This window comes from Bilophila sp. (genome assembly GCF_057864385.1).
The window spans coordinates 1-19,894 of record NZ_DBMAFI010000023.1 but is presented as its reverse complement, the minus strand read 5'-3'; the positions used below and the strand labels follow the sequence as shown (position 1 = coordinate 19,894).

Here is a 19,894-nt window from a genome sequence, read left to right as displayed (position 1 = left end):
GAAGATGCTTATCCTTTCAGGCATGGCCTCCTCGCCGCCCCGTCCCAAAAAGACGAAAGTCTTGGGAGGGAGAGAGGTGGGGGCGTGGGGGGGGGGGAGAGGGAACCTTTCTGAAGAAAGGTTCCCTCTCCCCCCCCCCACATTCCTAAGTACCTTCAACTTTATAAGGAACTCGCGTGAAAAAACTCCTCGTTGCGCTTGTCGCGCTGCTGATCGCCGCTTCTCCGGCTTTTGCGGAAGAGGCGAAGGAACTGAACGTGTTCAGTTGGTCGGAATACATTCCGCAGGAAGTCGTCAATGGCTTCACGAAAGAGACAGGCATCAAGGTGGTGCTTTCCACCTATGAATCCAACGAGGCCATGTACGCGAAGCTCAAACTGCTTGGGGCCAAGGGGTACGATCTGGTCATCCCTTCCGGGTACTTCGTGGAAGTGATGGCGCAGGATAACCTCCTCGCCAAGCTGGACAAGAGCAAGATCGAGGGCCTCGGCAACCTTGATCCGGCCTCGCTGAACCAGCCCTTCGACAAGGGCAATGCCCTGACCATCCCCTATATGTGGGGCACGGTGGGGCTGCTCGTGAACAAGAAGGCCGTGGACGTCTCCACCATCAAGAGCTGGAAGGATCTCGCCCGGCCTGAGTTCAAGGGCAGGGTGCTGCTTTCCGATGACCTGCGCGATACGTTCGGCGTGGGCTTGAAGGCGTGCGGCTACTCCATCAACAGCACCAACCCTGATGAGATTAAGGCCGCTTATGAATGGCTGAAGGCCCTCAAGCCGTCCGTGCGCGTGTTCGACGTGACCGCCACCAAGCAGGCCTTCATCAGCGAGGAAGTGGTGGCCGGGCTGTCGTGGAACGGTGACGCCTTCATCGCCATGCAGGAAAACCCCGACCTTGAGTTCATCGTGCCCGAAGAAGGGATGTTGATCTGGCTCGACAACTTCGCCATCCCCGCCGGGGCCGAGCACAAGGAAAACGCCTACAAGTTCATCAGTTACCTGATGCGCCCTGAGGTTGCCAAGCTGTGCGTGGAAGAGTTCAACTACTCCACGCCGAACAAGGCCGCCGAAAAGATCCTTGAGCCCGAATACGCCGAAAGCAAGGTCATAGTGCTGGACCCGGAAGAGCTCGCCAAGGGTGAAGTGACCGTCAATGTGGGCAAGGCCCGCGAACTGTACGAAAAGTATTGGGAACAGCTCAAGGCCGGAGACTGATTGCGGCAGGGTTGATGAAGATTGCATTGGGGGGCTTTTTCTGGAAGGCTCTGTTATGGTTTGTGGTTGTTTCATCTCCACAGTGCGGTGAAAATACAGCCTTTTTCTCCGGTTTCCTCTTGGCGGAATACAGGGCTAAGGCATTTTTTCGGTTATTCCTGTGGAACTTCAAGGAAAAAAGCATCAACCATTTTCTAGAACACAGCTTTCTGGAAAGGGGCCTCTCCCTTCAATTTCCCCTCTCCTCCAAAGGCGTGTGCCGTTGTTGCCCCCATGCAGGGGAGGGGGCTGGATGGGGGCTGTTGTTTTGTGGGGGAGCATGTTCGGGAAAAGGAAGGCATATCCGGCGCTCGGCGGGGAGCGGGGGATGGGGCAGGGATGGTATGGGGCGATCGGAAAGCTGGCGGTTGCCGCTTTGCTGATCGGGGCGGTGCTGATTTGGCGGGCGGAAGCGTGGCTGTATGTTGACGTGCCGTTGGAACATGCGGATGTGATCGTGGTGCTTGGAGGGGAATCCGGGCAGCGCGTGATCGGCGCGGCGGAGCTGTATCATCGGGGCGTTGCCCCGAAAGTTTTTGTGACGGGCTCCGGCGACGGTGGGCTTATCGCCCGGCGGCTCGGCATGGCGGGCGTGCCGGATGCGGCCTATGAGGGCCAATCCCGCAGCACGTATGAAAACGCCGTTTTGACCAAAGGGGCGCTGGAAGCCACGCATCCCCGTTCCATCATGCTGGTGACGAGCTGGTTCCACAGCAGGCGGGCGCTTACGGTGTTCCGGGACGTTTGGCCCGAAGTGGCGTTCGGGGTGCATCCCGTCCATGCAGGGGCAACCTTTACGGCCCGGTTCCGCATCTATGAGATGGGGTATATTTTTTCGGAATACGTCAAGACGCTTTGGTATATGGTGCGCTACGGCATAGTCTGATGCCGTACCGGAAAGGATCGCTGTTGAAAAAGGGGCCTCCGTACACCGGGGGCTTTTTACAGCCTTTTTATCCGGTTTTCCCATCGGCGGGGGCCTCCGCGCACACCGGGGGCTTTTGTTATGGGCTGGCGCCTGTCATCGGTCGGGGAGCTTTTTTCTTGCCAATTAGTCTGTGTAAGGATAATCCTTGTACGTACTAATTGGGTGTGCCATGCTGTTTTCATGGCATAGTCCGGTTTCCACCCCGCAACAAATGCGTATTCTGAAAAGAGCGTGATCTTTTGTCAGGTTGTGTCGTTCATTTGATATAATCTATTGAAATTATTTAAACTGTTTATCGGGTCTCAAAAGATTATTTTAATATTTTCAAATAGTTATATGTAAATGACGGCGCGGCCTAGGTGCGCACGGTCGGAGTGAGCGGATAGGCGTTTTTGAAAGGGGCTGCTGCCGTTGTATGGGCAGGGATGCCCGGCAAGCGCCGTATCCGTCTTCCATACGGATCAGTGGGACGGGCTTTTGTCGTCCTGTGCCCTGTTGCCGGGGCTTCTTGGAGGGGAGGGCGTCCTTCCCTGAGAGGGCTTCCGTAATTCATACGCCGCAATCTTTTTTGTTTGAAGGAAAGTTATGCACGGATTGGATCTCATGCTCCACGGCCCTCTGGTGCGGACTTTTTTGCGTTACTGCATCCCGTGGACGTTGGCCATGCTGCTCCAGTCTTCGGCGGCGATAGTGGACGGCTTTTTCGTGGGCCGCTATGTCGGGGCGATGCCTTTGGCGGCCCTCAACCTTGTCATGCCGATGTTTTCCCTGTTTTTCGGGGTGGGCGTCATGCTTGCGTCGGGCGGGGCGGTTCGGGCCGGGAAATATCTTGGCGAGAAGAGGCCGGAAGCGGCTTCCGCTATTTTCACGAAGACGATGCTTTTCCTGCTGTTCATCGGCGCCGCCGCATCGGTGGGCATGCTGCTGTTCAGCGGCAGGCTGGTGGATTTTCTTGGGGCGGACGAAGAGCTGAGGGGGCCCGCCGAAGCCTACCTGCGCGGCCTCTTGTTTTTCGGGCCGATGATCCCTTGCGGGCTTGCGCTCTCGTATTTCGTCCGCGTGAACGGGAAACCCGCCCTGGCTTCCGCCGGGCTTATGCTGAGCGCCCTCATCAACATCATTCTGGACGCCGTGTTCATTTCCATGCTTGGCATGGGCGTTGAGGGTGCGGCCTACGCCACCGGCATCGCCTACACCGTCACGACGGGGCTTTTGTGCCTGCACTTTTTCACTCCTGAGGCGAGATGCCGTTTTACCCGCACGATTGGCGCGTGGAAGGAAGTCGGGCTGGCCTGCTGGAACGGCGTTTCCGAACTGATCAACGAGGCGTCGATTGGTTTGGTGATCCTGTTCATCAACTGGATCCTGCTTGCCCGGATCGGTTCCTATGGCGTGGCGGCGTTTACCATCATCAATTACGCCGCATGGTTTGGGGCCTCCGTGTCCTACGCCATCAGCGATTCCCTGTCCCCGTTGGTAAGTGCCAATTTCGGGGCCCGGAACTTCGCCCGCGCCCGCCGGTTCCTTGGGCTGGCCTTGAGTATGGTCTTCGGCATCGGGCTCATGCTGTACGGCGTGTTCGCCCTGTACCCGGAAGTGCTGTTGAAGATCTTCCTGCCCGATGAGGAAAAGGTTGTGGCGGTGACGCTGGAGTTCATCGACTGGTTCAAGCTGGCTTTCTTGTTCAGCGGCCTGAACATGGCTTTGGCGAGCTTCTTTACGGCGCTGCATATGGCTGCGGCGTCCGCTGCGGTGGCCCTCATGCGCAGCCTGCTTTTCCCGGTGGGCTTCCTGTGGCTGTTGCCGGGGCTGTTCGGCAATGCGGGCATTTACGTAGCCATACCGTTGGCGGAAATGTGTACGCTGGTCGTGGCGAGCTTGATTTTTGCGGCCAGCCGGAAGCAGTTCACGGAGCGCAGGGCGCCCCGCAGCCTTGGGCGGGCGGCACGGGATGGGAAAAATCCGTAGGCGCTGAGCCGTGTGGCGGGATGCGGCGGACACCGGTCTGCATCGGCAGTGCGGCAGCCTGCGTTTCTTGGGCCATACGGTCTGATGGGCTTGTCCTAAAACGCACATTGTTGGTGATGTTGCATGGTTGCAGCATCAAGGGTGTTACTAAAAAATGATAAGTGGCACGTTTCACCCTGTTTTGATTGACACAATTCCGGCCTCTGTATAATACGATTATAATATTTTGCTGTAGGCCGCATTCTGTCCGTCCTCAGAGCGCGCGTTGTGCAGCATTCCTCGCTATCCATCGTATCAACATGCCTTTATCAAGGAGGCAGGAATGGCTCTTTCCAGACGAGATTTCGTCAAACTGTGTTCGGGCACGGTGGCCGGGTTCGGGGTTTCCCAAATGTTTCACCCCGCCATCCACGAGGCTTTTGCCCAGACGCTTACCGGCGAACGTCCTCCCGTTTTCTGGGTTCAGGGGCAGGGGTGCACGGGCTGTTCGGTCACGTTGCTGAACAGCACGCATCCGAGCATCGCCGACGTGCTGCTCAAAATCATCAGCCTTGAATTCCATCCCACCGTCATGGCCGCTGAAGGCGAGGGCGCGTATGAGCATATGATGCGCGTCGCCGAGAAGTTCAAGGGCAAGTTCATTTTCGCCGTTGAGGGCGCCGTGCCCGTGGCGCATGACGGCAAGTGCTGCGTGGTGGCGGAAGCCGGCCACCATGAAGTGACCATGACCGAAGTGACCAAGGTGCTGGCCGCCAACGCCGCCGCCGTGCTCGCCGTGGGCACCTGCGCGGCCTACGGCGGCATCCCCGCCGGGAAGGGCAACGAGACCGGCGCTATGGGCGTTGCCGCGTTCCTCAAGAAGGAAGGCATCCCCGCCCCTGTCATCAACATCCCCGGCTGCCCGCCGCATCCCGACTGGATCGTGGGCACCATCGGCCTCGGCCTTCAGGCGCTTGCCACCAACACGCTCGGCCTGCTGGTCAAGCAGGGGCTCGACGCCAACGGCCGCCCGAAGGCGTTCTATAAGAACGTGCACATGAACTGCCCCCATCTGAGCGCCTTTGAAGCCGGGCACATGGTCAAGACCATGAGCGACAAGGACGGCTGCCGCTTCAGCATGGGCTGCAAGGGGCCCCGGAGCGCCTGCGACTCCTTCGAGCGCAAATGGAACAACGGGGTCAACTGGTGCGTCAACAACGCCACGTGCATCGGCTGTACCTCCCCGACCTTCCCCGACGGGCAGTCCCCCTTCTACGTCAACTAGGCCGTTTTCCGGCCGGGAGGCGGCAATCCTCCGGGGTTGCGCTTATCTGACACTCTGAACGGGCTTTCCCGTTCCAGTCGCTTTTGAGGAGCCACTTTATGGCAGAAGTTACCCAGAAGAAAACCACGATTGCCATTGATCCGGTGACCCGCATCGAAGGCCATCTCAAGGCCGAGGTCGTGGTTGAAAACGGCAAGGTCGTCGATGCGAAGCTGACCGGCGGCATGTACCGTGGTTTTGAATCCATCCTGCGGGGGCGCCATCCGCGCGACGCCGCCCAGATCGTGCAGCGCATCTGCGGCGTGTGTCCCACCGCCCACGCCACCGCCGCCAGCATCGCGCTGGAAAAGGCCAGCGGCACCGCGGTTCCGAGCAACGGCCGCGCCACCCGCAACCTGATCCTCGGCGCGAACTACCTCCAGTCGCACATCCTGCATTTTTATCATCTGGCGGGGCAGGATTTCATTCAGGGGCCGGACACCGCCCCGTTCATGCCGCGCTACGCCAAGCCGGATCTGCGCCTTCCCCCGGCCATCAACGCCGTGGGCGTCGACCAGTATGTCGAAGCGTTGGAAGTGCGCGCCGTGTGCCATGAGATGGTCGCGCTTTTCGGCGGCCGTATGCCCCATGTGCACGGCATCCTCGCCGGCGGCGCTTCTGAAATCCCCACGAAGGAAAAGCTCGTCGAATACGCGGCCCGCTTCAAGAAGGTTCGCAAGTTCGTCGAGGAAAAGTACCTTCCCGTGGTGTATCTCGTCGGCAGCCAGTACAAGGATCTTGGGACGTTCGGGCAGGGATACCGCAACGCGCTGTGCGTGGGCGTGTTCCCGCTGGACGACGAGGGCAAGGAATTCGTGTTCAAGGCCGGGGCCTATCAGGACGGCAAGGACATGCCCTTCGACGTGAAGAAGGTCACCGAAGACGTCAAGTATTCGTGGTTCGCGGACTCCACCTCCGGCAAGCCCTTTACCAAGGGTGAAAACGTCCTCGAAGTGGACAAGAAGGGCGCGTACAGCTTCGTGAAGGCCCCCCTGTACAACGGGAAGCCTATGGAAGTCGGCCCGTTGGCGCGTATGTGGGTGAACAACAAGCCCATTTCGCCCATCGGCCAGAAGCTGTTCAAGGAGTATTTCGGCCTCGACGTGAAGAACTTCCGCGACATGGGCGAAGACCTTGCCTTCTCGCTGCTTGGCCGCCACGTGGCCCGCGCTGAAGAAGCCTATCTCATGCTGGACGTCATCGAGCGCTTCCTCAAGGAAGTGCATCCCGACGAGGAGACGTTCTCCATGCCGGTGATGAAGGATTCCGAAGGGTTCGGCTTTACCGAAGCGCCTCGCGGTTCGCTGATGCACTTCACCAAGGTTCGCAACGGCAAGATCGCCAACTACCAGATCGTGTCCGCGACCCTTTGGAACTGCGCTCCCCGCAGCGATACCGGCATGCGCGGCGCTCTTGAGGAGGCCCTCATCGGCGTGCCCGTGCCGGATATTGAAAATCCCGTCAACATAGCGCGGCTCATCCGCGCCTTTGACCCGTGACTGGGTTGTGCCGTGCACGTGCTGCACGCCGAAACCGGCAAGGTTGCCGTCATCAACATGGATTAAGCGTGGTATAAGAATTGGGGAGGGGGAGGAGAACCCTTCTGGAGAAGGGCTTCTCCTCCCCCTCCCCAAACCCCACCCCTTCCTCTCCCAAGACTTTCGACTGGTGGGGAGGCGGCGCTGAGGGAGTCCCCGTTTTCAAAGATATTGGGGAAATAGGCCGTATGGTGCTTCTGTTTTCCCCAGAAGAGGGCCGTACCGCTTCGTAATGGGCCCCGCATATTGTCATGAAAAAGGGGCGGGGCAGCCGCGAATGGCGTCCCGCCCCTATTATTTGGGGCTGTGTCATAGAAAACGGTTGATGTTTTTTCCTTGAAGTTCCAAAGGAATAATCCGCAAAATGCCTTAACCGTGGATTCCGCCGATGGGAAAATTGGAGAAAAAGGCTGTATTTTTACCGCGCTGTGGGAGATGAAACAGCCGCATACGATGACAGGGGCTTGTTTTTCAGGCTGTGTCCTAGAATATGGTTGTTTCATCTCCACAGTATGGTGAAAAAAGGGGCTGTTTCTTTCATTTTTCCGTTGATGGGCTCTATGGTTGGAGGATTTTATTGGTTATTCCGTTGGAATTTTGAGAAATAAAGCATCAACCATTTCCTATGGCAGAGTCTCATTTTTTAGGCTGTGTCACCGAAAATGGTTGATGCCTTTTTCCTTGAAGTTCTAAGGGAATAACCGGCAAAATGCCCCAGCCATGAAGTCCGCCAAGGGGAAAACTGGAGAAAAGGCTGTATTTTTACCGTGCTGTGGGAGATGAAACAGCCGCATACTATGACAGGGCCTTCTTTTTCAGGCTGTGTCATAGAATAAAGTTGTTTCATCTACACAGTATGGTGAAAAGAGAGGCTGTTTCTTTCATTTTTCCGTTGATTGGCTCTATGGTTGGAGGATTTTATTGGTTATTCCGTTGGAATTTTGAGAAATAAAGCATCAATCATTTCCTATGGCAGAGTCTTGTTTTTTAGGCTGTGTCCTAGAAAATGGTTGATGCCTTTTTTCTTGAAGTTCTAAGGGAATGAACAACAAAATACCTCGGCCATGAAGTCCGCCAAGGGGAAAAACTGGAGAAAAGGCTGTATTTTCACCATGCTGTGGAGATGAAACAACCACGTATATGGCAAAGCCCTTTTTTATTATTTAACTGGATGATAAAAATAGGTTTTTAAAGTTCTATGTCTACGTGGTAGCTGCCGTCAATAAGGATGCAGTTGCAGCCATGCCGCTTGCACATCTTGAAGTTGTATGCGTTATCTTGAAGCACGAACTCTTTTGTGCACCATGAATCGTCAAGGCGCGCTTCAATGGCGTCAGCATGTTTTTTGATTTCATCAAAGTGGCTTTCGATATACGCTTCCGTCATCACAAGGCAATAGTAGCGTATTTGTTCCAAGTAGCTATCAGGAAAATCTTTTTTCCAATCAAAGGGAATGTAGCAGCCTTCGACGATGAGGTTTTGGCGGTTTTCAATGGCTGTCTTGATCATCTCTTTGACGATCGGCCAGAGATAGGCTTGCAAAGCCTCATCCTGTTCGGGCGTTAGGCCGGTATTTCCGCTCCTGATGAGCCCCATCTTCAACAGGTCGATGGATAAATACGGATAGTTGTATTTTCCCAGCAGCCTTTGCGCTAAAACGGTTTTCCCTGTATGCGAAGCGCCTGCAATCAAAAGGATCATTGTATCGTACCGGGGAAAAGTGAAGGAAATAGAGGGCCGTTGTGTCCCCCAAAAGCCCCTTTTGAGGGGGCCGGGGAAAGGGCGGCATTTTGCTTGCTGATCGGAAAGGGCGGGGCGTTCGGGAAACGGCCCCGCCCTTTCCAGTTTATTCCTGTTCCGGCTTCGTATCGGGCTTCTCGGCGGCTTTGGCCTCGTTCCAGAGGTCGTCCTTGTCGTCGAGGGAAAGGCTGACGAAATCAAGGCCGCGCTCGCGGGCGAGGGCCTCCATGCGTTCAAAGCGGGCAAGGAAGCGTTCCGTGGCGGCGTTCAGGGCGGGGGCCGCCTTGATCCCCTTGCGGCGGCCAAGTTCGACGAGGGTGAACATATGGTCGCCGAACTCGTGTTCGATGGCCTCGGCGTCGTCGGAAGCCATCGCATCAAGCAGTTCCAGCCATTCGGCCTCAACCTGCTTTTCGACGTCTTCGTTTTCGGGCCATGTGAAGCCCACGCGGTCGGCCTTGGCGTGGATGCGGTAGGCCTTCGTCAGGGGCGGCAGGCCGCGCGGCAGGCTGTCATAGGTTCCCTTGGGGCCTTCGGCGTCCGCAGCGGCCTTTTCCTCGCGTTTGATGCGATCCCAGTCCTTGAGCTGTTCGGACTGGCTTTCATAGGTCGTATCGCTGAAAACATGGGGATGGCGGCGCACCATCTTGGCGGCTTCGACTTCAAGCGCGTCGGCGAGGGAAGGGCCTCCCGCGCGGGCCATGAGCTTGCCGATCAGCAGGATCAGGAAGGCCACGTCGCCCAGTTCTTCGACCATATCGGCGGTCTTGCCGGAGCGGATGGCGTCCACGAGTTCGTGGCATTCTTCAATGACGTATTCGGTCAGCGATTCCGGCGTCTGCGTGCTGTCCCACGGACAGCCGTCCGGTGCGATGAGGCGGTCGATGACGGAATTGAGGCGTTCGAGCGCGGCTTGCGTGGCGGCGTCGGCAGCGGCGGGCGCGGTGGTGGTATCGGACATGAGGTTTCCCTTTTCGGTTCGCAGTTGGAAAATGTGGGCCGTCAACAGACATATCCCGGAAGAACGGGGAGTTCAAGCTGGAAGGGGAAAGCATGCGGGGGAGGGGGGAAGGAACCTTTCTTGAGAAAGGTTCCTTCCCCCCTCCCCCGCACCCCCTCCTCTCATCCTCCAAAGATTTTTGATTGGTGGGGAGGCTGCGCGGAGGGAGTCCGCTCCGGCGGAGAGAAGAACCCCATTTGGAAGGCATGGCTGGCTTTTTCATTGGCTGTGCCATAGGAAACGGCTGATGCTTTTTTCCTTGGAGTTCCAAAGGAATAGCCAGCAAAATGCCTTGGAGCGTTTTCACGCTGAAAAGGCTCTTCCGACTGCGGGAAGCAGGCTGTCGCTGCAAAGGCATAGGCACAATGTATTTGCGCTGTTTGATGCCGGATCGAGAGAGCCTTAAACTTTAGGCTGTGCCATAGGAAACGGTTGATGCTTTTTTCCTTGGAGTTCCAAAGGAATAGCCAGCAAAATGCCTTGGAGCGTTTTCACGCTGAAAAGGCTTTTCTGACTGCGGGAAACAGGCGGTCGCTGTAAAGGCATAGGCACAATGTATTTACGCTGTTTAATGCCGGATCGAGAGAGCCTTAAACTTTAGGCTATGTTATAGAAAATGGTTGATGTTTTTTTCCTTGAAACTCCAAAGGGATAACCGGAAAAATGCCTTAGCCGTGGATCCCGCCAAGGGGAAAACTGGAAAAAAAGCTCTATTTTTCATCGCACTGTGGAGATGAAACAACCACATATTATAACAGAGCCGAACTTTAATGTTGCAAAAAGCGTTAAAGTTGATTTGCTCCAACTATGGATTCCGCCAATGGGAAGACTGGGAAAAACCTGTATTTTCGCCATACTGTGGAGATGAAGCAACCATATGTATGACAGGGCCTTTTCATTCGGCCTTGCCGTTGGTGCCGTGCCTCCGTTTTGCGGAAGGGGGCTTTCCCATTCTTTTTTCTCCCCTTGTTATTTTCGATATTGTTCGGGGAGGAATTGCTTGAAGACGACGATGGTTTCCTTGATCGGCTGGATCATGCGCGATTTTCTGATGAAATCGGCGTCGTTGAGGAAATAGGTGAGCAGGGTGACCATGACGGCGCAGATGAGGAAGCCTTTGAGCCCGCCCACGGCCGCCCCGGCGACATGGTTGATCCAGTCGGCATAGGCCATCTTGAGGAACGAGTGGAGGGCGCGGGATGCCATGCTGATGACGAACATCACCATGCAGAGGATCAGCACATAGGCGACGATGTAGACCCATTGGGAGGTCGTATACTGGGAAAAAATGCGGCCCAGCTCGCCATAATAGCGTCCGGCGAGCCATATGCCGCCGATGATGCCCACAAGCCCCGCCACTTCGTCAAGAAAGCCGCGCAGCGCGCCGCGCAGGGTAAACAGGGCGATGACCGAAAGCAGCACGACATCCAGTATATTCAGGTCGTAAGGAAGCGTCATAGGAAAAAGGGGCTGAAGGTTTTCCCCGTTCCGGGGGCAGGTACGGCAAACGCTGCAATCCGGCGGATCACAGCGTCGTCATGCGGAATACTTTTTGAGCCTCCCCGATCCGAAACGCGAAAGTCTTTGGAAGGGGTGGGGAGGGTTTGGGAGGGGCGGGGAGAACCTTTCTCCAGAAAGGTTTCCCCGCCCCTCCCAATCTTTTTTACTTGTTCAGCTCACGTTCCTGCGGGAACATGGGGAGATAGCGGTAAGAGATGGCAAGGCAGAGCCACGCATAGGAAATGACCATGAAGGACGCGCCCCATTCGGCCCAGTTGGGAGTGTAGAATTCCCACGTGTCGAAGGGCATGACCGGGATGGCGAGGGCTTGAACGGTCATGACGTAGCGGTTGATGGTCACGCCGACGCAGGCGAGGATGCCGCCAAGGTAGAACAGGGCCGGGTTGGAGCGGCACTTCTTCGAGAAAAGCAGGTATGCGGGCACGACGCCGCAAACCACGAGCTCGGCGAAGAGGAGCCACTTGCCGTAGATCCAGCCGTGGAACATCTGATCGAAAGTCATGCCGGAACGGGGGAGGATGTCCCAAACCCACGCGGCGGTGTCGGCCAGCTTGAACACCATGTAGATGGTGAACATCGTCCCGGCGATTTTGCCCATGAGCTGCTTCACGTCCCAGGAAACGAGCCTGCGGCCGGTGAGCTTTTCCATGAACGTGCAGACGAGCACGGTGAACATGGGGCCGGAACCCACGGCGGAGAGGATATACAGGAAGAACGTCCACGGCCAGATGAAGAACCCGTCGCGCAGGATGTAGGGGCGGCCGAAAAGCACGCCGTACATGCCGCCGAGGGAGCCTTGGTGGAACGTGGACAGGAAGGCGCCGATGCCCGCGAACAGGGGCATGATCAGGTGGAAATTGTGGGCGATGGCGTGGGCGAGCTTGTTCTTCGCCAACTGCCGGTTTTCCAGCGCCAAAGGCACGTACTCGATGATGAGCACGGTGCAGTAGCAGGTGATGCAGAAGATGACTTCGGTCAGCATGGAGTGGACGTTCGGATGCCAGTAGCCGAACCATGCGCGGAGCGGCTGGCCGATGTCGAGAACGAGCACCAGCATGGCGCCGGAGTAGCACAGGAAGCCCACCACGACCGTCAGGTTGATGATGTTCTTCAAGGCGTCGATGTTCAGCAGGTAGCGCAGCGCGCCGGTGAAGAACGCGCCCGCGCCGAGGGCGATGACGGCGAGGTCGAAGGTGATCCAGAGGCCGAACCCGAAGTAGTCGTCAAGGCCGGTTTCGCCGAGGCCATAGGCAAGGACGCGGAAGGCGGCATAGGCGCCCCACAGGCCGACCGCGGCCACGGGAACAAGATGCAGCAGGAATTTCAGCAGCGAACAACGCGGGCACCCTTCAGGGAAGAGGGCGGCGTCGACGGGCTGGTTGTAGTTTTTCACTTCCATTGACCTACCCCTTGGTCTTTTCGTTTTCCAGGTAGTTGTCGCCCTGACGGCGCACCCATTCGCGCTTGCTCAGGTAGTACACCTGCGGGTCGGTTCCCAGGCGCTCCAGAAGGCGGAAGGCGTGGGGGCTCCGGATCAGCTCATACACCTTGTGTTCGGGATTCTTGGAATCGCCGAAGGAGATTGCCCCGTTGGGGCATACCTCGGTGCAGGAGGTCACATATTCCCCATCGGCCAGATCGTAGGGGTTGCGCCCCTCGGCAATGGCCTTGTCCTTGGCCTTCATCCAGCGGTGATGGCAGAAGGTGCACTTCTCCACCACGCCGCGGGGACGTACGGAAACGTCCGGGGTAAGGGTTTTTTCCATGCCTTCCGGCCAGATCGGATCATACCAGTTGAAGTAACGGGCATGGTAAGGGCATGAGGCCATGCAGTACCGGCAGCCGATGCAGCGGGGATAGACCTGGCTGACGATGCCGCCCTCTTCGTTCTTGTCGGTGGCGACGACGGGGCAGACGGACACGCAGGAGGGCTTCCCGCACTGCATGCAGGGGCGGGGCAGGTAGGCCGTGTCGTGTTCCGGGAACGGTTTATTGTTGGAGAGGCGGTACACCTTCATCCAGTTGATGGAGCGGACCTTGTTCGTGCCGTCGGGGTTGGGGGCGACATTGTTTTCGGCTTGGCAGGCCACCATGCAGGCGCCGCAGCCCGTGCACTTGTCAAGATCGACGACCATTGTCCATTTGATGTCGAATTCTTTCACTTCGGACATGATTACGAATCCTTATGCTTGGGCGACGTTCACGCGGGTATCGTTCCAGACGGAGAGGCCGGAACCGGGCTCGAAAGAGGGCGTGACGAGGGCCATAACGTCCATGCCCTTGCCGTCGTTGAACTCCCCGAAAGCCGTATGCCCGAAGCCCATGGTCAACGCTACGGTATCGTCGGTAACGCCTTCAAAGACGCGGATCTTCGCCATAACCTTCCCGGCCTTGCCGGTCAGGACGACGCGGTTGCCCTCGTACAGGCCGAGCTTTTTGAGCGTGGCCCCGTTGACGGCGGCGACGAGCACGTTTTTGTCCAGTTCATCGTTGGTGATGAGCTTGGTGTTGAAGGGCGGGATGGCGGTTTCGGGCGTGCCGAGGCCAAGCTTGCTCACGAAGGCCACGGCCAGCCCCTTGCCGGAGGAGGCTTGGGCTTCGGCCTTCTCGATGGCGGCGGAGAGTTCGGAGCCTGAGCCGTACTCCAAGAGCTCTTTCAATACCTTTTGGGGAACCACGATGTCGCTGACGTAGACGTTGCCGTCGCTCAGGGAGCCCCAGTCGGCGCCCATGTTGAAGGCTTTGGTCTTGAGCATGGTCACGACGTCGGAAACGCCGAGGTTGATGCCGAGCTTGTAGGCCATGTCGATGATCACGTCGCCGGCGGGCCGCGCCTGATAGAGCGGCTCGGCCACGGGGCGAACCAGCGCGTAGACGAATTTGCCGTAGCCGAAGGGGTCGGCCACGTCGTCGTAGCGTTCGAGGCCCAGGGCGTTGGGCAGCACGAGATCGCAGCGGCGGGCGGTTTCATCGAAGAAGCAGGTGAAGGCCACCGAGAAGCCGCTTTTCTTGAAGACGGCTTCAATGTCCTTGCCGGGCAGGGCATAGACGGGGTTTGCCTCATAGATCATGAGGACGCCCACTTCGGGCCTGTTCCCCTGCGCCATTTCAGCGGCGTAGCTGACAAGGTCGCCCTGCATGAGCACGTCATAGGATGCGGAACCTTTCACCGCGGCGGGGGCCAGCGGGATAACGCGCATCCCGCCTTCCTTGTTTACGCGGTCGAGAAGCATGTTGATCGCCATGCCGATGCGGACGGGGGCGGTGCCGCCGCCCTGATCCATCTCGGAACCGACGACCACGAGGGGCTTCTTGGCCTTCTTGAGCCCTTCGACGACGGCGGCGAAGCGTTCGGGCATGAGGCCCGTGATTGCGCAGACCTTTTCCGGCGTCCATTTGGCGACCAGCTCCACGAATTCATCCAGCCCTTTGGCGGGGGCGGCCACGCCGTCCTTGATGAGCTGGCGGGCGACGCCAAGGAGCAGGAACAGTTCCGTGCCGGGCTTGATGGGCAGCCAGAGATCGGCGCCCGCGGCCGTGTTGTTCTGCACGGGCCCGGCATAGGCCAGGCGCATGGCGGGTTCGGCGCCCGCGGGACGGGCCTGCCCCCACGCGTGGCGGTTGACGACCACCGGGCCCCACGTTTCCAGCACGTTGGCGCCGACGGCGAAGACGTAGTCGCTGTTGGGGATGTCGAAGCCGACGCGCCCGCGCCCACCCATGAGCCTCCACGCCTGCGCGGTGGTCTGCGCATCGCTGGGCATGGCGAAGAAGTGGCCTGAGCCGGTCTGGGCGGCAAAGCCCGCGAGCAGCTCGTTCATGGTGCCGTTTTCGTCGCCGGAAATGCAGACCACGCTGTCATGGTCACACCCGGCCTGTTTCTTGGCTGCGGCGAGTTTTTCGAGCAGCAGCTTTTCAGCCTCTTCCCACGTGATTTCCCCGTAGGCCCCGTCCGGGCTGCGGAGCAGGGGCCGCTTGAGGCGGGCCGGGCTGTAGCGCATCTGGACTTCGGTAGCGGCCAGCGCGGTGACGCCGCCGCCAAGCGGGCTCTCAGGATCGCTGAGGACGCGCACGGGACGCCCGCCCACGAGGCGGATTTTGGTGGCCCCGGCGGAAGGGCAGAGCTTGCTGACCGTGCGGATATACGTGTTTTCGTTGTTGCCGTATTGCAGGGAAGGGATCCACGGCCAGTTTTGCGACCAGATGGAGATATCGTCCAAACCCTTCCAGATCACAGGAGTCGCCAGCGTACCCACGGCGGCCCCGCCGATGAATTTCAGAAAGCCTCGTCTGTCAAGCATTGGTGTCTCCTTACTTGTGGCAGACAAAGCACGCGTTGCTGGCATTGGTGCTGCCAAAGTGATTGGGATTGGCATGGCATGCTTCACACTGCCACATCTTCATGGTGTCCTGGCTGTAGCCGGAGATCCTGTTCTCGCGGAACACGGGCGGCTTTTTGCTGGAAGCCATGTCGAGATGGCACGAGGAACAAAGCTCACGCTCGGAGAACTCATGACAGTTGTTGCAGGTCGCCAGCGAGTGCACGGCATGGCTGAAGAATACGTTGTCAGGCTGCTTCTGGTAGACTTTCCAGTCCACTTCCTTGCCCTTCTTGACGTATTCGTTGAAGAAGACCCGTTCGGCCTTGCTTTTGCCGAGCATCTGCGAGTGGCAGACCGCACAGTCCTTCGTGGAGGGCAGGGCGTCGAACGTCCCGTCCGCACGGAGATGGTGACAGACCGAACAGTCCAGGGAAGCATCTTTGAGATGCGTCTCATGGCTGAACTGCACAGGCTGATCCTGTCTGCTGAACAAAAGTTCCGGGAAAATCCACCAGCCAAACACGAGCGCAACGACAAGACCGACGATGAACGGTGCGGGACCGAATTCAAGTCGTTTTGCCAGACTGCGGGCCTTCTCGTGGGAAGGCGCGTTGTTCTGCCTATCCTCCATACCCTTCGCCTCTTGAAATGGTTGTGTTGCTGAAAACCATTCGCCTCTTGGCCGCGGCACGTCATGAGACAGGAAAACCGTCCTTGGCGCCCTTTTCCCGCAAGGGGGAACGGGCGCGCTTTTTCACCGTCATCATGGTGTAGGCGACCGGGCAAACACGTGTCAAGACACAAGACATGGCAAGCGCTTGGCAACATATGGCCCCGGTCGGCCGCCGTCGGCCGAACATGCCGTCCTGACAAAAACGCCTGATCAAAAAAGCTATGGTTCCTGAAAAGCGCCCTTGCGGAACGCATTCCTTTTTCAGGAGATTCTGGGTGGGTCCGAAATGTGCTTTTTTTCTCGAACTATGCGAATTCTGTCAAAATCGTCATACAGTACAATATATCACCCGTGTTGGAAAGGCTAAAAAAATGCAAAAAAACGGTATAAGATTTTTATGAAACCGAAAGCCCCACGGGAACCGCAAGGGAAGGAAGGGAAAAACAAGGTGTGCGGCTGCGGGGAAGCCCTCTGTTTTCGCTTGACCCACGGGCCGCTCCGCTTTATGACGTTCAGTACTTGCCGTTCGCTTGCCGGACGGCTCCGCGGAAGGGTGGCAGAGCGGCTTAATGCGGCGGTCTTGAAAACCGTTGACGTCGTGAGGCGTCCGGGGGTTCAAATCCCTCCCCTTCCGCCAAGCTCAAAGCCGAACTTTCCAGAGCGGCCCGTAACCTATTGAAGAGATAGCGTTATGGGCCGTTCTTTTTTCAGGGGTGTCCCTCGAAACACGGTAAGCCACCCGCACGTGGAGGCAGACATGGCGAAAACCAACCTGCCGGGCTGGTGAAAGAGAAGGCTCTGTCAGGTATGTGGCAGTTTCATCTCCATAGCGCGGTGAAAAGACAGCCTTTTTCTCCAGATTTCCCCTTGGCGGGAGCCATAGCTGAGGCATTTTGACGGTTATTTCTTTGGAACTTCAAGGAAAAAGCATCAGCCATTTTCTATAGATCAAAAGAGAAAAGCTGGCGTATCGGTGGGTTGCGGAATGTTCAGGCGCTGCGGGGGAGGCGGTACGACAAGGGCTGTCCTTTTGGATGAAGGCCGCCGGTATCGGATACGCTGCAAGCCCGGTTGGAAAAGGCCGCCTTCGCCCGGAGCGGGAAGGCGGCCCTATGGACGCTCAGTAGGCCAGCACCTCGTGCCCGTCTTCCGTGACCAGCACCATGATTTCCCACTGTGCGGAGGGCGCGCCGTCCGCCGTGCGGATCGTCCAGCCGTTGGCCTTGTCCAACACGACGGCATCCTTGCCCATGTTGATCATCGGCTCGATGGTAAAGATCATGCCGGGAACCAGCAGCATGTCCGTCCCGCGCTTGGTGACGTAGCTGACGAACGGCTCCTCATGGAACCGGATGCCCACGCCGTGCCCGCCCACTTCGCGGACTACGCTGTAGCCGTGCCTTTTCGCGTTGTCGTGCACGGCCTGCCCCATGTCGCCGAGGAAGCCCCACGGCTTCACTTCCTGCAATCCCAGCTCCACGCATTCGCGGGCCACGTCCACGAGCCGGCGCTTTTCCCTGCTGACTGTGCCGATGCAGAACATCCGCGAGGAGTCGGAAAAGTAGCTGTTGTAGATGGTTGAAACGTCCACATTGACGATGTCGCCATCTTTGAGCACCACATCGTCGGAGGGGATGCCGTGGCAGACTTCCTCGTTGATGGAGGTGCAGGTGCTCTTGGGGAATCCGCGGTAGCCGAGCGGGGCGGGGACGCCGCCGAGTTCCTTGGTCTTTTCAAAAACCAGCCTGTCGATTTCGGCGGTGGTCATGCCCGCCTTGATGTGCGCCGCCACATGGTCAAGCACGGCGATATTGATCTTGCCGCTTTCACGGATGCCCGCGATCTGTTCGGGCGTTTTGAGGATGCTTCGGGGCGGGACAAGGTGGCCCTGATGGGCGTATTCGGTGATCCGGGCGTCGTATGGCGTGCGTGCGGCCTTGCGTTTGCGGCTTCCGCACCAGCTCAGTGTTTTGCGGTTTCGTTTCTGATCCACGGTGTTCTTTCTCCGAGTCTCTTTGGGGCGTGCGGGAAAGGGGGGGCGCAGCAGAAGGAAATCCCGCACGGGAAGCGTGCAGAGCATACTCCGCCCGGCCCGCGTTGTCGAATCCCGGCGGCGGGGGCTGTTTTAAATTGACATATCAAGCTATAGTGATATATCTTTTATCCGCGCGGAAACACGCTTTATTTATAGCCCATTTGCGGAGATGTGCCCGCCGCCCGGAAAGGGCGGATGCCCACGGGAAACGCTTCCGGGAACGCCGTACCCGTCCGCAGGTTGCGGAAGGAAACATCCTGAACGGAGAGAACAATGGAAATCGAAACGCAATGCCTGTATGCCGGGTATTCCCCGAAAAACGGCGAACCGCAGACCCTGCCCATCTGCCAGAGCACAACGTTTAAGTATGAGTCGACCGAACAGGTCAGCAAGCTGTTTGACCTTGAGGAAGCCGGATTCTTCTATACCCGCCTCGGCAATCCTACCGTGGACGCCGTCGAGCAGAAGATCGCCATGCTGGAAGGCGGGGTAGGGGCGCTGTGCACCGCTTCCGGGCAGGCCGCAACCACGTTTTCCATCCTGACGCTTGCCGCTGCCGGGGATCATATCGTCAGCTCCTCCGCCATCTACGGCGGCTCGCTGAACCTGTTCGCCGTGACGCTCAAGAGGCTCGGCATTGAAGTGACCTTCGTGTCCCCGGAAGCCTCCGAAGAGGAGATTCAGGCCGCGTTCCGCCCCAACACCAAGGCGCTGTTCGGCGAGACCATCGCCAATCCGAGCATTGAAGTGCTGGACATCGAAAAGTTCGCCCGCATCGCCCATAAGAACGGCGTGCCGCTGATCGTGGACAACACGTTCGCCACGCCGGTTCTGTGCCGCCCCATTGCATTTGGGGCGGACATCGTGGTGCATTCGACCACCAAATACATGGACGGGCACGCCCTGCAAATGGGCGGCGTGATCGTGGACGGCGGAACCTTCGACTGGACGAACGGCAAGTTCCCGGAATTCACCGAGCCCGACGAGTCCTACCACGGAACCATTTATACGCAGTCCTTCGGCAAGGCCGCCTATATCGTCAAGGCGCGCACGCAGATGATGCGGGATATGGGGGCCTGTCAGACGCCGTTCGGGGCCTTCCTGATCAATCAGGGGCTTGAAACCCTGCCCCTGCGCATTGAGCGCCACAGCCGGAACGCCGATGCCGTCGCCCACTGGCTTGAGAAGCACGACAAGGTCGAATCCGTGAGCTACCCCACGCTGGACGGCAGCCCCTACAAGGAGCGGGCCGCAAAATACCTGCCCAACGGGTGCAGCGGCGTGATCTCCTTCTCGCTCAAGGGCGGGCGCGAAGCCGGAGCCCGGTTTATCGACAGCCTCAAGATGGCCTCGCTGCTCGTGCATGTGGCGGACATCCGCACCTGTGTGCTGCACCCCGCCAGCTCCACGCATCGCCAGCTCACCGACGAGCAGCTTGTCAGCGCCGGGATCACCCCCGGCATGGTGCGGCTCTCCGTCGGCATCGAGAACATCAAGGACATCATCGCCGATCTGGAGCAGGCTCTGGCGAAGGCGTAAGGAGGGAGTTGGTTTGGGGAGGGGGAAGGGCCCCTTTTGGAAAAGGGGCCCTTCCCCCTCCCCAAACCCCACCC

15 protein-coding genes and 1 tRNA gene are annotated in these 19,894 nt (G+C 58.3%); 7 read left to right on the top strand and 9 right to left on the bottom strand.

What is annotated here, in order from left to right; translation table 11 throughout:
- Window positions 1-176: 176 nt before the first annotated feature.
- The 5 genes from ACZM8Y_RS09190 (at window position 177) to hysA (ending at window position 6,951) form a co-directional block, all read left to right on the top strand.
- Window positions 177-1,214 (top strand): polyamine ABC transporter substrate-binding protein, encoded by a 1,038-nt coding sequence (locus ACZM8Y_RS09190; protein WP_482331758.1) that lies wholly within the window; start codon window positions 177-179, stop codon window positions 1,212-1,214.
- Window positions 1,215-1,506: 292 nt separating this feature from the next.
- The gene (locus ACZM8Y_RS09185; protein ID WP_483971786.1) at window positions 1,507-2,139 is read left to right on the top strand and encodes a YdcF family protein; all 633 of its coding nucleotides are present in this window, start codon (window positions 1,507-1,509) and stop codon (window positions 2,137-2,139) included.
- A gap of 627 nt (window positions 2,140-2,766) precedes the next feature.
- Window positions 2,767-4,149, top strand: coding sequence for an MATE family efflux transporter (locus ACZM8Y_RS09180; RefSeq protein WP_479859523.1), 1,383 nt, complete (start codon window positions 2,767-2,769; stop codon window positions 4,147-4,149).
- A 307-nt stretch (window positions 4,150-4,456) separates the two neighbouring features.
- The gene (gene hysB, locus ACZM8Y_RS09175) at window positions 4,457-5,413 is read left to right on the top strand and encodes a NiFeSe hydrogenase small subunit (RefSeq protein ID WP_337430902.1); all 957 of its coding nucleotides are present in this window, start codon (window positions 4,457-4,459) and stop codon (window positions 5,411-5,413) included.
- A gap of 98 nt (window positions 5,414-5,511) precedes the next feature.
- On the top strand, window positions 5,512-6,951 hold the full coding sequence (gene hysA, locus ACZM8Y_RS09170) for a NiFeSe hydrogenase large subunit HysA (RefSeq protein ID WP_337430899.1): 1,440 nt from the start codon (window positions 5,512-5,514) through the stop codon (window positions 6,949-6,951).
- Between the two features lie 995 nt (window positions 6,952-7,946).
- Here hysA and ACZM8Y_RS09165 read toward each other — a convergent pair.
- The 8 genes from ACZM8Y_RS09165 to qrcA all read right to left on the bottom strand — a co-directional run bounded on the left by ACZM8Y_RS09165 (window position 7,947) and on the right by qrcA (window position 16,204).
- Entirely contained in the window at window positions 7,947-8,126 is a 180-nt protein-coding gene (locus ACZM8Y_RS09165) for a hypothetical protein (RefSeq protein WP_302553351.1), read from the bottom strand.
- Window positions 8,127-8,178: 52 nt separating this feature from the next.
- Window positions 8,179-8,691 (bottom strand): adenylate kinase, encoded by a 513-nt coding sequence (locus tag ACZM8Y_RS09160; RefSeq protein WP_482331776.1) that lies wholly within the window; start codon window positions 8,689-8,691, stop codon window positions 8,179-8,181.
- Between the two features lie 145 nt (window positions 8,692-8,836).
- Window positions 8,837-9,691 (bottom strand): nucleoside triphosphate pyrophosphohydrolase, encoded by an 855-nt coding sequence (gene mazG / locus ACZM8Y_RS09155; RefSeq protein ID WP_302553354.1) that lies wholly within the window; start codon window positions 9,689-9,691, stop codon window positions 8,837-8,839.
- Window positions 9,692-10,699: 1,008 nt separating this feature from the next.
- Complete coding sequence (locus ACZM8Y_RS09150; RefSeq protein ID WP_482331783.1) at window positions 10,700-11,188, bottom strand: CvpA family protein; 489 nt, start codon at window positions 11,186-11,188, stop codon at window positions 10,700-10,702.
- A 205-nt stretch (window positions 11,189-11,393) separates the two neighbouring features.
- Entirely contained in the window at window positions 11,394-12,650 is a 1,257-nt protein-coding gene (gene qrcD, locus ACZM8Y_RS09145) for a menaquinone reductase integral membrane subunit QrcD (RefSeq protein WP_302553356.1), read from the bottom strand.
- A 4-nt stretch (window positions 12,651-12,654) separates the two neighbouring features.
- Window positions 12,655-13,422, bottom strand: a complete 768-nt coding sequence (qrcC, locus tag ACZM8Y_RS09140; protein ID WP_302553357.1) for a menaquinone reductase iron-sulfur cluster-binding subunit QrcC — start codon at window positions 13,420-13,422, stop codon at window positions 12,655-12,657.
- Between the two features lie 12 nt (window positions 13,423-13,434).
- Window positions 13,435-15,552 (bottom strand): menaquinone reductase molybdopterin-binding-like subunit QrcB, encoded by a 2,118-nt coding sequence (qrcB, locus tag ACZM8Y_RS09135; protein WP_482331797.1) that lies wholly within the window; start codon window positions 15,550-15,552, stop codon window positions 13,435-13,437.
- A 10-nt stretch (window positions 15,553-15,562) separates the two neighbouring features.
- Window positions 15,563-16,204 (bottom strand): menaquinone reductase multiheme cytochrome c subunit QrcA, encoded by a 642-nt coding sequence (qrcA, locus tag ACZM8Y_RS09130; RefSeq protein ID WP_302553359.1) that lies wholly within the window; start codon window positions 16,202-16,204, stop codon window positions 15,563-15,565.
- Between the two features lie 589 nt (window positions 16,205-16,793).
- Between qrcA and ACZM8Y_RS09125 the strand changes: the two genes are divergently transcribed.
- A tRNA-Ser gene (locus ACZM8Y_RS09125) sits at window positions 16,794-16,883 on the top strand.
- A gap of 483 nt (window positions 16,884-17,366) precedes the next feature.
- On the opposite strand, the gene ACZM8Y_RS09120 is transcribed toward ACZM8Y_RS09125, so the two are convergent.
- Window positions 17,367-18,239 (bottom strand): methionyl aminopeptidase, encoded by an 873-nt coding sequence (locus tag ACZM8Y_RS09120; RefSeq protein WP_337432001.1) that lies wholly within the window; start codon window positions 18,237-18,239, stop codon window positions 17,367-17,369.
- 315 nt (window positions 18,240-18,554) lie between these two features.
- Here ACZM8Y_RS09120 and ACZM8Y_RS09115 point away from each other — a divergent pair, with 315 nt between their 5' ends.
- Window positions 18,555-19,820: an O-acetylhomoserine aminocarboxypropyltransferase/cysteine synthase family protein gene (locus ACZM8Y_RS09115; RefSeq protein WP_337432002.1), complete on the top strand. Its 1,266-nt coding sequence runs from the start codon at window positions 18,555-18,557 to the stop codon at window positions 19,818-19,820.
- The last annotated feature ends 74 nt before the right edge of the window (window positions 19,821-19,894 follow it).

Coding starts and splice junctions, on each gene's coding strand:
- ACZM8Y_RS09115 (WP_337432002.1), top strand. CDS start 18,555: ATGGAAATCGAAACGCAATGCCTGTATGCCGGGTATTCCCCGAAAAAC.
- qrcA (WP_302553359.1), bottom strand. CDS start 16,204: ATGGAGGATAGGCAGAACAACGCGCCTTCCCACGAGAAGGCCCGCAGT.
- mazG (WP_302553354.1), bottom strand. CDS start 9,691: ATGTCCGATACCACCACCGCGCCCGCCGCTGCCGACGCCGCCACGCAA.
- ACZM8Y_RS09160 (WP_482331776.1), bottom strand. CDS start 8,691: ATGATCCTTTTGATTGCAGGCGCTTCGCATACAGGGAAAACCGTTTTA.
- ACZM8Y_RS09185 (WP_483971786.1), top strand. CDS start 1,507: ATGGGGGCTGTTGTTTTGTGGGGGAGCATGTTCGGGAAAAGGAAGGCA.
- ACZM8Y_RS09180 (WP_479859523.1), top strand. CDS start 2,767: ATGCACGGATTGGATCTCATGCTCCACGGCCCTCTGGTGCGGACTTTT.
- qrcB (WP_482331797.1), bottom strand. CDS start 15,552: ATGCTTGACAGACGAGGCTTTCTGAAATTCATCGGCGGGGCCGCCGTG.
- qrcD (WP_302553356.1), bottom strand. CDS start 12,650: ATGGAAGTGAAAAACTACAACCAGCCCGTCGACGCCGCCCTCTTCCCT.
- hysA (WP_337430899.1), top strand. CDS start 5,512: ATGGCAGAAGTTACCCAGAAGAAAACCACGATTGCCATTGATCCGGTG.
- ACZM8Y_RS09150 (WP_482331783.1), bottom strand. CDS start 11,188: ATGACGCTTCCTTACGACCTGAATATACTGGATGTCGTGCTGCTTTCG.
- qrcC (WP_302553357.1), bottom strand. CDS start 13,422: ATGTCCGAAGTGAAAGAATTCGACATCAAATGGACAATGGTCGTCGAT.